Below are 12,118 nucleotides of genomic sequence, written 5' to 3' on the forward strand. Positions count from 1 at the left end.
CCGCCGTTCGGGAAGCGAAGATGTTTGATATCAAATGGATCCGGGAAAACGCAGACGCCTTTGACCAGGCTTTGGCAAAGCGGGGCTATGAAGCTTCAGCTGCCAAGCTGATTGCATTGGACGATTCCCGGCGCTCCCACATCACCAAGCTTCAGGAAGCTCAGGAACGGCGCAATGCTGCGTCCAAGGAAATCGGCAAGGCCAAGGGCTCGGGCGATGATGCACGCGCTCAAGAGCTGATCGACGAAGTTGCCCAAATCAAAGCGTTCATCCAATCCGGTGAAGAAGAAGAGCGGAAGCTGATTGCGGGCCTTGAAGCAGCAATGGCGGTTATTCCGAACCTGCCGCACGAGGATGTGCCGCAAGGTGCGGATGAAGCCGACAATGTTCTTTATCGCACCCATGGCGAAAAGCCGGAGCTTCAACTCGAAGGCGCACCGAAGGAACATTATGAGCTTGGTGAAGATCTCGCCGGGATGGACTTTTCAACGGCCGCCAATTTGTCCGGTTCGCGCTTTGTTGTCCTGAAAGGGCAGATTGCACGATTGGAGCGGGCGCTCGGCCAGTTCATGATAGATCTTCACACTCGGGAAAACGGCTACACGGAAGTGTCGCCGCCGCTTCTGGTCAACTCTGATCCGCTTTATGGCACCGGCCAGTTGCCGAAGTTTGAGGAAGATCTCTTCAAAACGACGACGGATCATTATCTGATCCCGACCGCTGAAGTGCCACTGACCAATCTGGTTGCAGGCGAAATCATTGCGGAAGATCAGCTTCCGCTGCGGGTCACTGCTTTGACCTATTGCTTCCGTTCCGAGGCTGGGTCGGCTGGCCGCGATACCCGTGGCATGCTCCGCCAGCACCAGTTCCAGAAGTGTGAGTTGGTGTCGGTCACAACGCCAGATGAGTCGCTCAACGAATTGGAGCGGATGCTCGGCTGCGCGGAAATGATCCTGCAGAAACTTGGGCTGCATTACCGCGTCATGACTCTCTGCACTGGTGATATGGGCTTTGGGGCTCGCAAAACCTACGACATTGAAGTCTGGCTGCCAGGGCAGAACACATACCGCGAGATTTCGTCTTGTTCCGTCTGTGGTGATTTTCAGGCGCGCCGTATGAACGCCCGCTACCGTCCAGCGGACGCCAAACAACCGGTGCATGTCCACACGTTGAATGGATCCGGAATTGCGGTTGGCCGGGCCTTGATTGCAGTTCTGGAAAATTATCAAAACAGCGATGGCACCATCACTGTGCCGGACGTGTTGCGGCCGTATATGAATGGTTTAGAAAAAATCGGGTGAGGGCGGTTGCCCTCCCTTCTTTCCCTTTGAGACTTTGAACGGGTTTTTCATGCGCATCTTGATTACCAATGACGACGGCATTCATTCGCCAGGCCTTGACGCTTTGGAACGGATTGCCCGTTCTTTGTCCGATGATGTCTGGGTCGTGGCTCCGGAAACAGATCAAAGCGGTGTCGCACACTCCCTGACATTGAACGATCCTTTGCGTCTGCGTCAGATCGACGACCGGCATTTTGCCGTCAAAGGGACCCCGACCGATTGTGTCATTATGGGTGTGCGCAATATCCTGCCTGGTTTGCCGGATTTGGTGCTTTCCGGCATCAATCGCGGGCAGAACCTTGCTGAAGATGTGACCTACTCCGGTACCGTTGCCGGTGCGATGGAGGGCGCTATTCTGGGGATCCGGTCCATAGCTGTTTCCCAGGCCTATAGCTGGAATACCAAAGCGGAACCCGACTATAGAACCTCCGAGGTTCACGCGCCGGAGCTGTTCAAAAAACTGGTGAACTTCGATCTGCCGCCGTATTCGCTTTTGAATGTCAATTTCCCGGCCTGCAAAGCTGAAGACGTGAAAGGCGTAAAAGTGACGGTGCAAGGCCATCATGAGCAAAGTGGGCTTTATATCGAAGAGCGGACCGATGGCCGCGGGCACCCCTATTACTGGCTGCGGTTTCAAGACCGGGGCAAATCGGTTCTTGATAATTCAGACCTTCACGCAATTGCCGATGGATATGTCTCTGTTTCCCCGCTACGCATAGATTTGACGGCGCATGATCTGGTTGAGCATTTATCCGGAGCCCTGCGTTAGGTTTTGAACCGGGGAGCAGCGGATGACCGGTTATGGTCCCGGCGGAGACAGCGGGGCGCAACAACCGAATTTACCGGACGAGGCGGAAGCGCGCGCGGCGTTGGTGCTTGGTTTGCGCCAACGCGGAATCGCGCCCGTTGAGATTCTTTCCGCGATTGAAAGGCTTCCCCGGCGGTTGTTCTTAGCCGCGCGCCATCACAAGCTTGCCTATGAGGACATAGCACTTCCTATGGAATGCGGACAGACAATGTCCGCACCGTCCGATGTTGCATTTGCCCTTCAGGCTCTGGATGTGAAACCCGATCACTTGATTTTGGAGGTGGGCACCGGTTCGGGATACCAGACTGCCGTTTTGGCTCAGCTGGCGCGGCACGTTTACAGTCTGGAACGCTATCAGACGCTTTTGAAACTGGCAGACCAGCGGCTCGCCGCGATGAAACAAGACAATGTGACTTTGCTTCATGAAGATGGTTTGAGCGGATTGGAAAAGAAGGCGCCATTTGACCGGATTATCCTGAATGGAGCCGTCACTGAAATACCTGATCAGCTGATGGCCCAGCTTGCTCCGGAAGGAATTCTGATAGCCCCGCTTGGGCAACCGGGCAGCGTACAATCGCTTGTGCGGCTGATTAAGACCGAAAGCGTTGGCGCCACCAAGACCTTGGGTGAGGTGCGGATGATTTCCCTCATGCGCGGTGTTGCGCATCACCTTTAGAGCCTGTTGCAACCAATTGATTTCATTTGACCGTGACACACTTGATCTCTGGCTAGGCAGTTTGCGTCTGATGGTGTGATCACCATAAGCGCAAAATAACGACGCCAGGGAGCAAATGTGTCCGGCCTTTTTCTTACGCCTTTTGATATAGAAGGTGCAGAAAAACGGCCCATCGGCGGCGTTGCGCCGCTCACACGATCAACCAGATCGCGTTTCGCGATCGCGCCTAGCCGAACGACCCGTTTTTCTGTATCAAATGGATCCAATTAGATGCGACCGGCTCTAACGTCGCGCTGCAGATGCATATTGCGCCTTAGCCTGGTCAGGAATTGCCCATACCCCAACGTCATGCTACCCATTAAGCAATTTTCCGGAGGGGGTTTTATGAGCTTTATCGGGTTTCTTGGTCGTGTTTGGACGTTTATTTGCCTTAAAGAGACCAGCACAATAATGGCGCTTGCCGGTGCGGCGATCCTCTCAAGCAGCGTAACTTCGGCGGCCGATGAATTGCCGCTGGAAGACTATTTCATGAGTTTTCCCAATTGTTACGGCCGCACCTATAGCCTTCAGCACCAAAAAGCGCATCCAGAACAAAAAACGGTCGACATCGCGATCAGTCACTTTCCTTCGCGCCAGCAATTGCTGGGGATGGAAAGCCCTTATCAGCCTTATCCCGATACCCCCCGGTTTATCCTCAAGCTTGATGTCTGGATCAAAGGGGAGAATGAAGGCTGGCAAACAGACGCCTATTGTGAACCGGAGGGCAATCGGATTGCCTGCGGCATCGAATGCGATGGCGGCCGGTTTTATCTGGAGGGCCGAAAGGACGACAAATTGCGTCTGACCGGCGGTACGGATCTCGATTTCAATCAGTGTGATGCCGGCAATCGGATCTTTAACCGCGCGCCCGACGACAAGACCTTCCTGCTCAGCCCGATTCCGTTGTCTCACTGCAGGCCGCACTGAGGTGTCTATTCACAGCACCAATGCAAAGGATCGCCAATGAGTGAGGCGCAAGAAACCTCCGGCGAGGGGTGGACCGGGAACAAACCGCTGGTCATTGCCTGGTTGATGATTTTCTTTCCGGTCGGTCTTTATGGACTATGGAAAGAAGACGTTTTTGAGCGCAATTGGAAAATCGGCATCACTGTTCTTGTGCTGATTGCCTTCTTTCCGCTCGGCGTCCGGTTTGTTCATCCGGCCTTTGTGCTTCTGGCTTATCCAATTGCGCTTTACCTGCTCTGGCAGGCTTCCTCTGTGCGCCGCGCGACGTTCTACAAGTTTGCGGCAGCGTGGTGCGCCGTTTTTGTCCTCTTTGCCATCAACAACTTGGCCGGGCCATCTGGCGGTTTTGAGGATTTTGGAGAGGAAGGTGGCAGCTGCGCAGCGGTCATGACTCAGAACAATTGCACGTACTATAGAGATTCGGATTGCAACGTGATCGCTCGCGAATGCAGCTGACGTTACGGAGATTTGTCAGGCCACTGCAATTGATTTTATGCAAATAAACCGCAGGAATGCGCGGCTTACACAATAAAATAGCTGGATCGAGAAACTGAAATAGCCACTGATTTGAAGCTTCTTCTTTAGTCTTTATAAACCTTACTCGTTTCGCATTCTGATTATAACATATTGAAAATATTGATCTTATGCCTGTTTTTTGCCGCACCTGTTGTCAGGGTGCGGCGGATTTGTTCTATTTTCGATCTAAAAACCGGATCGACCGACTGGCCATCTTGGCCCGGTTTGCACGTTTGGCGTATCGCGTCGGCATGGTTGGAGAAAGCCACCCGAACAGCGCCATCATCTCCTGTTCGCTGGCGCCGGACTCCGCAACGACTTCTGCGTTAAATTTGCGTATCCCGTGGAGGGATTTTGAAACACCGGCTTCATCGCAACGCTTGCGGAACCACCCGCTCAGACTTTCCGGGCTCGAAAAGGGTTTGCCGCGTGAGGTGATTAAAAAAGTCATATCGCCGGTTTCTGTTGCTTCAATAGATTGTTTCAGGCGCGGCAATAAAGGGAGTTCGACCAAGACGCCTTCTTTCTTGGTTCGATATCTGATCATCCCGTTTTTTAAGTGCTGATGACCAAGCAGATGCCCGTCTGAGCGCCGGAAGCTGGTGCACAGATAGATATCAAGTGCAAGCCGTGCCATCGTGCCGAGTGGGTGGCGCGTCTCGTAAGCTGCAAGGTCTTCTTCCGTCCAGGGAGCAAACCCGTCGGTCTTGACCGATACCGCGCTAACATGGCGCGCAGGGTTCTCGTCTATCAGTCCGCTTTCAATGCCCCATTTAAAAGCAGATTTCATAACTTTCAAAAACATATTGGCCGCGCCGGGCTGGTTTGAGCGCCGCTCCCTGGCGAGGCGGATTGTTTTTTCGGTTATGTCGGAAAGGCGTACTCCACCAGATTTTTTTACAATCCGCTTGATTTCTCCGGAATACATCTTGCGCGTTCCATCAGAGAGGCCCGCGAATTTCGCGCTCCGTTCATACATGTCAAAGAGCCAGCCAAGGGTGTTTTGGCTGTGGCGGGTGCGCGGTTTTTCGGGCGTCCGGCCATTTATTGCGGCAGTGTATGCCATCATGAACTCAGACTTCGGGTTTGTGCTGTATTGATCCGGGAGTCTGGTTCTTGCGCCGTTTCCAGCACGGAAATACCACTTGGTCCGACCGTGGCGGGATTTTTCTTTGCGTAGGTGTGGCAAGCGGGGCTTTGGCATACCTGACATTAAAGTTCAGGCTCCGGCCCTTTTGCAACCTTGTTGTCGTTATTGATGATGACGCGAATTGTTCCTTCACTTGTTATCTCCACTTCCTGCACAGGCTGACCAGCGTCAACAACCGCCTTGATTGCACGCTTAACGTCTACCTGTTTAAAAGTGGGATGAGTGTTCATGTCATGCTCCCTTGTCCTTCAGAGCGGTTGGAGGTTTTGGAAGTGGCATCCAAAAAGCTGGCGATTTTTCGGCGTCCAGCTTCTCTTGAACCATCGAGTTTCGGGTGTAGGACCACCAGCCGGTGTCCTCCTTCTCCCAACCGAGAAGTTCCAGGATTTCGTCAACGTCACGCCACCAAGCCACATGGACGAACATGTCACCCTGGTTTTCAAACCCAACGATTATTTCTGTCCCGTCCTTCGGCGCGCTGTCTATGGTCTTCCATTCCATTTCTATGCTTCCTTAAGAGCGCGGATTGCGTTGTGTGTATGGACCAAGGCCGAATACTCTGGGCCGTATTGTTCAAACAGCCACGCACGATCAGTGCAGAGCCTTGCAGCCTCTTCCAAAGCCTTGTCCCGCGCTTCCTTCTGGATCGCATCAACAGACGCAATAAGCTGCTCTACGTGCTTTGATTGGATAGGGAGGCGCTGTTTTGAGAGTGAGTGCATGGATTGCATTTCGCTTGGGGAAATAGAGCCGAGTCCGTCCATCTATTGGGCCTTTCGAGTCAAAGATTTTGGTTCAGGTGCAGGGCGGCTTTCATCTGCGCGTATGAGCGTTTGGATTTGGCCTCACCAGCGTCCACCTTCCGAACAAACTCTTCACAAGCTTCCGATAGTGCTTTGTTCACTTTGCGAAGCGCGTCGATCTCAGCGTCTGCATTCAGCGCAATCTCTGCCGCGTCGTGACGGGCGTCTCGATGGCCATAGATGTATTTGTTAGCCCAGCCACCAACTTCGCGCCGTTGGATATTCATCATTTTGCGGTGATAATTCATCACTTGCCCTCTGCTGCTTGGATCATGGCGCGGTAAATGGTCATTTCTCGGGTGCCTTGAGGCGGGATGTTCCGGCACGGTGAAGAGATTACGTCTAAAATCGCCTCTGTTGCCTCTCTCGGCACAACCACACTGTCAGTTGCTTGGAGATAGGCGAGAATGGCGCGCTCGATATCTCCTGGTCCGGGGAGTTCGTCCAATCCGTAAAACTCACAAACTGCATCGTGGGCGGATTCAATGCCTTTTGGGTCGAGGTTCATGCGGCCTAACCTTGTTCCGGTTCGGGCGCGTCAATCGCCTCAAGAAGCGAAATCACCTTCTTCCGGTGTTCAACGATGAAAGCCGCTCCCAGTTCGTCAATTTGGAGCCTGCGCGTGGTGGCTGGGGTAGTTTTTGACAGGTGCAGAATTGATGCCCTTGCAGCTTTTTCTTTTTTGCTGTGAAGCGAGCCGTCTTCAGCTTGGTATGCGGTGACTGTTTTCATCGTGGCCCTCTATTTCTGTTTCTCTGGGCCGTTCAGCATCTCAAGCAACCGGGTTGCGTCTGAAATGCTGATTGGAGACGTGGAAGATTGAGCAATCCATGCGATCAGATGCTCCAGTGTCTTCCGGTTCCGCTCCGTCTGTTCAGACATGCCTAGCCTTTCTTCCGCTTTTGAAGCCCGGTTGACTGGTGCCAATCGCGAAGCGCAACTGCGTCATGAATTGCGTTGTGCGGAATCTCTGATTTCGGCTCAGTAGACCGCAGCAAGATCATGCTGCAATCAATCATGAAGCTGTCGGCATAGTGTGGGCCGCACATCAGCTCCATGAGGTGTTGGAAGTCCGCAGGCCAGTCCGCGTAAATCTCGCATCCCTCACGACTTAAAAGGTACTCTTGAAGCCGCTTGCGCAGGAGTTCGATATGCTCCGGCTCGCGGTACAATTTCGGAATGACGTTCTCACTCACCCACGGGTGAATTTTGATTGGCTCTGGCAAGGGAGCGACCGCATAAAACTTGCTGTCGTCAGACCCGGCTAGGGCGATAGAAATCAGCTCGCCACCGTGGCTGTTGAATTCAGTGTCCAGATACAGTTTTAGGGTCATGTCTGCCTCTGTTCGGGTTTAGTGCGGCGCAGGCGAAACTGAGTTGAAACCGTGCTGCTATCGACCGGCATTCCCGGCATAGAGTCCAAGCACCAAGCAACGGTTCTGGTCTCGATAAACGGCAACCATTTGTGCGGTTTCCAGTCTCTCCAGACTTCCATATGCGCCATGCATTAAACCCCTCAAAAACTGATTTCCATTCTACCATAAATCTGCTATTATTGCATATAAATCAGCAGGTTAGTTGTGGTTACCGCGTTGCTTTTCCACGTTTCGGAAACCCCCGCGAAGGGATTGAATTCTTCTTAACTCGTTTCTCTCCGCACTCACGGGATAGGAGCTTTGAAACGAATTTCTCTTGTTCTGTAGCCAGCCTTTTGGTCTTGGCTATTTCCCTCTTGTCCCGCTTGTTTGTCTTCTCGTCATGGCCTTCCTTGACCATTGGGACGATGTAATTCGGGTCATTGCACGCGGGGACGGTATCTCCAGCCTCTGGATCAAAAACACGCTCTTGGATGGCTGGTTGGTGATCCCATTCAATGGCCTTTAGATCGCAGACCTTGTTCCCGTCCTCATCCAGCACCGGCCCATTGATCAAAAGGGCTTGGAGCTTGACGATCAGAGGGATCGGCTTCCGAAATCCTTTTGGCGGTGCTGGAGCGGGTCTTTGCATGCGCTTTTATCGTTTCCGTTTTTATCGTGAGCGATACAATATGAAGCTTTAGGGGTAAACTTCGAATAAGTCTTCCACACCAAGCGCTTCTGCGGCCATGTCGACGAACTCTTCGCCATCCGTAATGCCGTTTTTCTCGGCAAGGTTTTTCAGGCCCAATATGATGTGCTCACGCTTAGCTACAGAATTGGCTCTCGCCTTTTCGATCTTTTCCCAACCAGACTGGTTCGAACAGCAATCACGGTGAAAGCAGACGAAACGCCAGTCTCCATATTTGCTGCGCTTGTAGGCCATCCAATCGGAGGCGCTGTTGTCGATAGGCTTATGACAAGCGGCGCACTGCATAGTTCCGCACGAGGAACCGCCGCCCGCGAAAAAATACTGATGTCCGTATGGTTTTCCCATCTGATAGGCCTATCCCTTGCTGTATTGCCGTTAGGCCACCCGTGCGAAAGCGCGCTCAGTTGCCCGGCAAGTCTGCCAAGCGCTGATAATCGCATCGCACTTGTTGCGCTGGTTCCTGAAATGCTCGTCGGTTTCTGTTGCCGCAATCAGCTCATCAATCGCTTTGTCATAATCGTCATGAGCAACTGCCTTATGATCGCGCTCCGCAACGGTTCCGTCTGCATCCAAGAAGAGGCGGGCCTTCACCTGCTTGACCTTGTATTCAGCCCGTTCCCGCTGCGCTCGCGCTGCTGCCGCCGGGCCTGCATTTTCAGCGAGCCAATCGAATGCGGTTTCGGCTTGCTTGTCGGTGATCAATCTCATTGCTTCAGCTCCAAACCCAACTCCCTCGCGCGCGACCTAAACGCTTTGACTACCTCTCCCCAGTGCTTATCGTTCGGGAATTCTCGGGCGATGTGAACGCAGATTTCCCACGTATCGGCCAAGTCTTGCCGGTTATCGATTTGCTGTAACTGGATGAGAGGTGAGGTCATGTAACCCCTTCCTCAGCAAGCCGGAAATAGAGGCGTTTGCAAGCGCGGACATCCACCATCGCATCGTGCGCGCCGTCCAGCTCCTCATCAAAGAAATGCCTGATGCATTCTTCAAGTTTCGGCGGCTTAGGTTTGTTCATCCCGGCTGCAATCATTCGCTCAGTCGGTGGCAGATTTACGATTGGAGTCGCTGCCTCCATTGTGCAGAACATGTCGCGGTCCATCGTGCGAGGTGCGCCAAGCATCCGGCCAATCGCTACTTCCATGACGCCTTTGTCAAAGCTGATATTGTGGGCAATTACGCGGTCAGCGTTCAGGTACAAATGCCGGAACATGTTGATTGCTAGATCAGGCTCGCATCCCAGTCTTTCGGCCTTTTCTGTTGTAATGCCGTGGACATTGGATGCGCCGTCCGGAATTGGAACGCCGGGATTGATAATCACCGACATTTCCGCCTCGGGGTTGCCTTCGTCATCTGTCAGAAACGCCGCCAGCTGCACCAAATGTGGCTGATCCTGGTGATCGTGGGGCAGGCGGCTTTGATAAAGGCCGGTGGTCTCTGTGTCGAAGAAAAGTAACATTATGCTGCCATCCCGTAAGCGCGGACCTTCTCCACTAACTCAGCAAGTTCCGTGTTGAACTCGACTAGAGCGGCTTCGAGGTTCGAAAGGTATTTCTCATCCCGATACGCGCGTTTTCTGAAAAGCGGGAGATTTGGCCAGTAAACGGCGATATCAATCCACTCGCGTTCGGAAACCAGTAGCCCGCCCTGGCACTGTGCCTTGTGGTCCGCTGGAAACTCATCGCTCGCGATCAAGCCAACCGAGAATTTCGGCGCCTTGAGCTTGATTTCCAGGGCGCCTTTTTCGCCAATCAGACCGTCCGGCGAATAGCCAACATCCCCATTACGGATAAAACCAACCTGTTCGACAGTTTGGCCGGTAATGAAGGTGTAAAGCTCACGGGCTTCCGGCTCCATCTCATGCCCGCCGTCTGTTGCTTTGGACGTGAAAGACGGGGCAGGGGCTTCTGTAATGATTTCCCCGGCGAGTTCGTTCATGTAGGTGGTGCGCTGCTGGCTTTTGCGCGCTGTGCCGTCCTGCTTGACAATCACGTCAAACATGGAGGCTGTCGGGATGCCTCGGCGGGCTTCATACCACTCCGGCGTCCCTTGTTCGAAGTTGAAAACCTCAACGGCCATTGTTCGCGCGCTCCTGTTTGATTGCGTTGATGGCTCGTTTGAATTGGTTCGCCGGAATGTCGCGGATCTGTTCAACACGCATGAATTGCAGGAAGCGATGAACGTCCATACCGGTTAGTTCTTTTTCGAGCGCTTCAATCTGCTCGTTTGAGACTGTTCCGGTTGGCTGGTTGCCGTCGTGGTCCTGATCGGTCACAGCGATATCGAAGATGTCGCATTTGAGGTAACGGCGCCCATACTGCTTCGTAGAGCCGTAGGCGTGTGTATTGGTCTTGTTGGCCGTGCCTTTCATCCCAACGTTGTCAAACGGAATGTCCGCCGTGTAGGTCTTGGAATGCCCGAATTCATGCATGACCTCACAGACGACGCGGATACAGTTCGGCTTGTCGCTATCGGCCTCACTGAATGTCAGGGCGAAACCATGCTTAGCAATGACCGGTTGAATGGCGCGGCTGATCGTCTCGTATTTCGCGTAACGCGACCTTGTTTGATCGTTCTTGGCATCGCGGACAACTTGAGGCATTTCCGCCTGTGCGGCCTTCATAGAAGCGAAGAAAGAGGTTTCAGCTTCCTTGGCAACGATCCGTTCGCGCATTTCAAAAAGCCGCTCCATCCGGTCCAGATCAATGTCCGGATTGGTGGCCGCTTCCTGGATCATGCGCAGAAGCGCTTCGTTTTGGGAGACCGGCGCAACTGCTTGCGGTGACTGTTGCTCAATCCTTTTTACGGCTGTCACTGTGGGTACTCCTTACTGGTTTCAAGCTCTTCACACCGCTTGTTGTATTCAGACAGAGCCAGACAAAACGATTGGTGATCCGTTTCCCCATATCTTGAGACTGGGTATTCAATGTTCCCGGCCTTGATCGTGGTCAGCCAAAGAACTTTTCCCGCAATCGGGGCTTGCTGGCGTGTGGTGCTTTCAAAATCAAAATCGAGAATGCTCATTGTGTTTCCCTCTCTTGTTCCTTGTCAGAACCTCGCCGCCGCACGAGGCTCAGAGAAGGGCTCCCGAAGGAGCTAAGTTGGCGACTCGTATGCACAGAAGCCGCTTCTTGGGAAAAAGAGTCATCCCCCGACGATGCGAAGGGCTAGCGCCGCCTCTGGAGAGGCAACAGCTATGAAGTGTTTGGTTTGAGTGAGTTGGATGAACCCGCCGACTGCGAAAAAGATCGCGGCTACTACGAGCGGGATAGAGCCAAAAAAGAATATATCATCTTCAAGCCCTCTGTTTTTCAATGCGAATTTATAGATCGCAAATCCAGAGGCGGCGCTTAACACCACGAGTGCGCATCCAATACCAATACTAAATACGCCATCAAGCCAGATCCCGGTCAGTGTCGCATCCAGAGCCATCTGTGCGCCGGGTTCAGCGGCTTCAACAAGCCTATCGCCTAGAGTGATGAGCTTTTCTGTGAACTGTTCTAGCTTGTCGTCCATTGTTGGCATTCCTTATGATTGGTGGCCCGGTGAACTGGGAGGAGGACGAACACCGGGCCTTTGCAGCGGTGGGAGGAAGGACCCGCTACGAATTGAAAATCATCCAGGTCAGTGTCAGGACTGATCCAAGCGCCATGAAGCCAACTGCCTGAATGGCGAACATCACAATGTGGAAGTTGTCGTCTTGTTCAGGGCGGTCCAAGAATGGGTCGTGTCTCATCAAACCAACTCCTTGTG

At 53.1% G+C, this 12,118-nt stretch carries 22 protein-coding genes; 5 read left to right on the forward strand and 17 right to left on the reverse strand.

Translation table 11 applies throughout. The features are described from left to right. Positions 1-20 precede the first annotated feature (20 nt). The 5 genes from serS to ACOOFE_RS12620 all read left to right on the forward strand — a co-directional run bounded on the left by serS (position 21) and on the right by ACOOFE_RS12620 (position 4,285). Entirely contained in the window at positions 21-1,301 is a 1,281-nt protein-coding gene (gene serS, locus ACOOFE_RS12600) for a serine--tRNA ligase (RefSeq protein WP_420415233.1), read from the forward strand. Positions 1,302-1,350: 49 nt separating this feature from the next. After that, positions 1,351-2,109, forward strand: a complete 759-nt coding sequence (gene surE, locus ACOOFE_RS12605) for a 5'/3'-nucleotidase SurE (protein ID WP_420415234.1) — start codon at positions 1,351-1,353, stop codon at positions 2,107-2,109. Positions 2,110-2,131: 22 nt separating this feature from the next. After that, positions 2,132-2,824: a protein-L-isoaspartate(D-aspartate) O-methyltransferase gene (locus tag ACOOFE_RS12610; protein WP_141186694.1), complete on the forward strand. Its 693-nt coding sequence runs from the start codon at positions 2,132-2,134 to the stop codon at positions 2,822-2,824. A 384-nt stretch (positions 2,825-3,208) separates the two neighbouring features. Then, on the forward strand, positions 3,209-3,790 hold the full coding sequence (locus ACOOFE_RS12615) for a hypothetical protein (protein WP_420415235.1): 582 nt from the start codon (positions 3,209-3,211) through the stop codon (positions 3,788-3,790). A gap of 36 nt (positions 3,791-3,826) precedes the next feature. After that, the gene (locus ACOOFE_RS12620; protein WP_420415236.1) at positions 3,827-4,285 is read left to right on the forward strand and encodes a hypothetical protein; all 459 of its coding nucleotides are present in this window, start codon (positions 3,827-3,829) and stop codon (positions 4,283-4,285) included. A 235-nt stretch (positions 4,286-4,520) separates the two neighbouring features. Here the strand turns inward: ACOOFE_RS12620 and ACOOFE_RS12625 are convergent, their stop codons facing one another. The 17 genes from ACOOFE_RS12625 to ACOOFE_RS12705 all read right to left on the reverse strand — a co-directional run bounded on the left by ACOOFE_RS12625 (position 4,521) and on the right by ACOOFE_RS12705 (position 12,101). Beyond that, positions 4,521-5,414 carry a tyrosine-type recombinase/integrase gene (locus ACOOFE_RS12625; protein ID WP_420415237.1) on the reverse strand — a complete coding sequence of 298 codons (894 nt, stop codon included), beginning with the start codon at positions 5,412-5,414 and terminating at the stop codon, positions 4,521-4,523. 143 nt (positions 5,415-5,557) lie between these two features. After that, positions 5,558-5,725, reverse strand: a complete 168-nt coding sequence (locus ACOOFE_RS12630; RefSeq protein ID WP_420415238.1) for a hypothetical protein — start codon at positions 5,723-5,725, stop codon at positions 5,558-5,560. Position 5,726: 1 nt separating this feature from the next. Beyond that, positions 5,727-5,996: a hypothetical protein gene (locus tag ACOOFE_RS12635; protein WP_420415239.1), complete on the reverse strand. Its 270-nt coding sequence runs from the start codon at positions 5,994-5,996 to the stop codon at positions 5,727-5,729. A gap of 2 nt (positions 5,997-5,998) precedes the next feature. Continuing rightward, positions 5,999-6,259 (reverse strand): hypothetical protein, encoded by a 261-nt coding sequence (locus ACOOFE_RS12640; RefSeq protein WP_420415240.1) that lies wholly within the window; start codon positions 6,257-6,259, stop codon positions 5,999-6,001. Between the two features lie 17 nt (positions 6,260-6,276). Further along, on the reverse strand, positions 6,277-6,546 hold the full coding sequence (locus tag ACOOFE_RS12645; RefSeq protein ID WP_420415241.1) for a hypothetical protein: 270 nt from the start codon (positions 6,544-6,546) through the stop codon (positions 6,277-6,279). Further along, on the reverse strand, positions 6,546-6,806 hold the full coding sequence (locus ACOOFE_RS12650; protein ID WP_420415242.1) for a hypothetical protein: 261 nt from the start codon (positions 6,804-6,806) through the stop codon (positions 6,546-6,548). Before ACOOFE_RS12650 ends, ACOOFE_RS12645 begins: the two co-directional genes overlap by 1 nt. Before the next feature lie 5 nt (positions 6,807-6,811). Continuing rightward, a complete protein-coding gene (locus ACOOFE_RS12655) occupies positions 6,812-7,030 on the reverse strand; it encodes a hypothetical protein (RefSeq protein ID WP_420415243.1) in 219 nt (72 codons plus the stop codon). A gap of 9 nt (positions 7,031-7,039) precedes the next feature. Continuing rightward, entirely contained in the window at positions 7,040-7,180 is a 141-nt protein-coding gene (locus tag ACOOFE_RS12660) for a hypothetical protein (RefSeq protein ID WP_420415244.1), read from the reverse strand. A gap of 2 nt (positions 7,181-7,182) precedes the next feature. Next, on the reverse strand, positions 7,183-7,632 hold the full coding sequence (locus ACOOFE_RS12665) for a hypothetical protein (protein WP_420415245.1): 450 nt from the start codon (positions 7,630-7,632) through the stop codon (positions 7,183-7,185). Positions 7,633-8,353: 721 nt separating this feature from the next. Then, positions 8,354-8,650: a hypothetical protein gene (locus ACOOFE_RS12670; protein WP_420415246.1), complete on the reverse strand. Its 297-nt coding sequence runs from the start codon at positions 8,648-8,650 to the stop codon at positions 8,354-8,356. A gap of 90 nt (positions 8,651-8,740) precedes the next feature. Continuing rightward, a complete protein-coding gene (locus ACOOFE_RS12675) occupies positions 8,741-9,073 on the reverse strand; it encodes a hypothetical protein (RefSeq protein ID WP_420415247.1) in 333 nt (110 codons plus the stop codon). 166 nt (positions 9,074-9,239) lie between these two features. Beyond that, positions 9,240-9,824: a 3'-5' exonuclease gene (locus ACOOFE_RS12680; protein WP_420415248.1), complete on the reverse strand. Its 585-nt coding sequence runs from the start codon at positions 9,822-9,824 to the stop codon at positions 9,240-9,242. Continuing rightward, positions 9,824-10,444 carry a lambda exonuclease family protein gene (locus ACOOFE_RS12685; RefSeq protein WP_420415249.1) on the reverse strand — a complete coding sequence of 207 codons (621 nt, stop codon included), beginning with the start codon at positions 10,442-10,444 and terminating at the stop codon, positions 9,824-9,826. Before ACOOFE_RS12685 ends, ACOOFE_RS12680 begins: the two co-directional genes overlap by 1 nt. Then, positions 10,434-11,180 carry an ERF family protein gene (locus ACOOFE_RS12690; RefSeq protein ID WP_420415250.1) on the reverse strand — a complete coding sequence of 249 codons (747 nt, stop codon included), beginning with the start codon at positions 11,178-11,180 and terminating at the stop codon, positions 10,434-10,436. The genes ACOOFE_RS12685 and ACOOFE_RS12690 overlap by 11 nt, the downstream gene beginning before the upstream one ends. Next, positions 11,177-11,389, reverse strand: a complete 213-nt coding sequence (locus tag ACOOFE_RS12695) for a hypothetical protein (protein ID WP_420415251.1) — start codon at positions 11,387-11,389, stop codon at positions 11,177-11,179. Before ACOOFE_RS12695 ends, ACOOFE_RS12690 begins: the two co-directional genes overlap by 4 nt. 120 nt (positions 11,390-11,509) lie before the next feature. Further along, positions 11,510-11,881, reverse strand: a complete 372-nt coding sequence (locus ACOOFE_RS12700) for a hypothetical protein (protein WP_420415252.1) — start codon at positions 11,879-11,881, stop codon at positions 11,510-11,512. Between the two features lie 85 nt (positions 11,882-11,966). Beyond that, positions 11,967-12,101 carry a hypothetical protein gene (locus tag ACOOFE_RS12705; protein ID WP_420415253.1) on the reverse strand — a complete coding sequence of 45 codons (135 nt, stop codon included), beginning with the start codon at positions 12,099-12,101 and terminating at the stop codon, positions 11,967-11,969. Between the last annotated feature and the right edge of the window lie 17 nt (positions 12,102-12,118).

This window comes from Roseibium sp., assembly GCF_965216085.1.
Taxonomy (GTDB): Bacteria; Pseudomonadota; Alphaproteobacteria; order Rhizobiales; family Stappiaceae; genus Roseibium.

What these genes read in the sequence shown, in the direction of transcription:
- ACOOFE_RS12630 (WP_420415238.1), bottom strand. Translation starts at nt 5,725, where the DNA reads ATGAACACTCATCCCACTTTTAAACAGGTAGACGTTAAGCGTGCAATC.
- ACOOFE_RS12645 (WP_420415241.1), bottom strand. Translation starts at nt 6,546, where the DNA reads ATGAATTATCACCGCAAAATGATGAATATCCAACGGCGCGAAGTTGGT.
- ACOOFE_RS12695 (WP_420415251.1), bottom strand. Translation starts at nt 11,389, where the DNA reads ATGAGCATTCTCGATTTTGATTTTGAAAGCACCACACGCCAGCAAGCC.
- ACOOFE_RS12670 (WP_420415246.1), bottom strand. Translation starts at nt 8,650, where the DNA reads ATGCAGTGCGCCGCTTGTCATAAGCCTATCGACAACAGCGCCTCCGAT.
- ACOOFE_RS12655 (WP_420415243.1), bottom strand. Translation starts at nt 7,030, where the DNA reads ATGAAAACAGTCACCGCATACCAAGCTGAAGACGGCTCGCTTCACAGC.
- serS (WP_420415233.1), top strand. Translation starts at nt 21, where the DNA reads ATGTTTGATATCAAATGGATCCGGGAAAACGCAGACGCCTTTGACCAG.
- ACOOFE_RS12640 (WP_420415240.1), bottom strand. Translation starts at nt 6,259, where the DNA reads ATGGACGGACTCGGCTCTATTTCCCCAAGCGAAATGCAATCCATGCAC.
- ACOOFE_RS12615 (WP_420415235.1), top strand. Translation starts at nt 3,209, where the DNA reads ATGAGCTTTATCGGGTTTCTTGGTCGTGTTTGGACGTTTATTTGCCTT.
- ACOOFE_RS12685 (WP_420415249.1), bottom strand. Translation starts at nt 10,444, where the DNA reads ATGGCCGTTGAGGTTTTCAACTTCGAACAAGGGACGCCGGAGTGGTAT.
- ACOOFE_RS12610 (WP_141186694.1), top strand. Translation starts at nt 2,132, where the DNA reads ATGACCGGTTATGGTCCCGGCGGAGACAGCGGGGCGCAACAACCGAAT.
- ACOOFE_RS12700 (WP_420415252.1), bottom strand. Translation starts at nt 11,881, where the DNA reads ATGGACGACAAGCTAGAACAGTTCACAGAAAAGCTCATCACTCTAGGC.
- ACOOFE_RS12680 (WP_420415248.1), bottom strand. Translation starts at nt 9,824, where the DNA reads ATGTTACTTTTCTTCGACACAGAGACCACCGGCCTTTATCAAAGCCGC.
- ACOOFE_RS12620 (WP_420415236.1), top strand. Translation starts at nt 3,827, where the DNA reads ATGAGTGAGGCGCAAGAAACCTCCGGCGAGGGGTGGACCGGGAACAAA.
- ACOOFE_RS12635 (WP_420415239.1), bottom strand. Translation starts at nt 5,996, where the DNA reads ATGGAATGGAAGACCATAGACAGCGCGCCGAAGGACGGGACAGAAATA.
- ACOOFE_RS12665 (WP_420415245.1), bottom strand. Translation starts at nt 7,632, where the DNA reads ATGACCCTAAAACTGTATCTGGACACTGAATTCAACAGCCACGGTGGC.
- surE (WP_420415234.1), top strand. Translation starts at nt 1,351, where the DNA reads ATGCGCATCTTGATTACCAATGACGACGGCATTCATTCGCCAGGCCTT.
- ACOOFE_RS12675 (WP_420415247.1), bottom strand. Translation starts at nt 9,073, where the DNA reads ATGAGATTGATCACCGACAAGCAAGCCGAAACCGCATTCGATTGGCTC.
- ACOOFE_RS12660 (WP_420415244.1), bottom strand. Translation starts at nt 7,180, where the DNA reads ATGTCTGAACAGACGGAGCGGAACCGGAAGACACTGGAGCATCTGATC.
- ACOOFE_RS12625 (WP_420415237.1), bottom strand. Translation starts at nt 5,414, where the DNA reads ATGATGGCATACACTGCCGCAATAAATGGCCGGACGCCCGAAAAACCG.
- ACOOFE_RS12705 (WP_420415253.1), bottom strand. Translation starts at nt 12,101, where the DNA reads ATGAGACACGACCCATTCTTGGACCGCCCTGAACAAGACGACAACTTC.
- ACOOFE_RS12650 (WP_420415242.1), bottom strand. Translation starts at nt 6,806, where the DNA reads ATGAACCTCGACCCAAAAGGCATTGAATCCGCCCACGATGCAGTTTGT.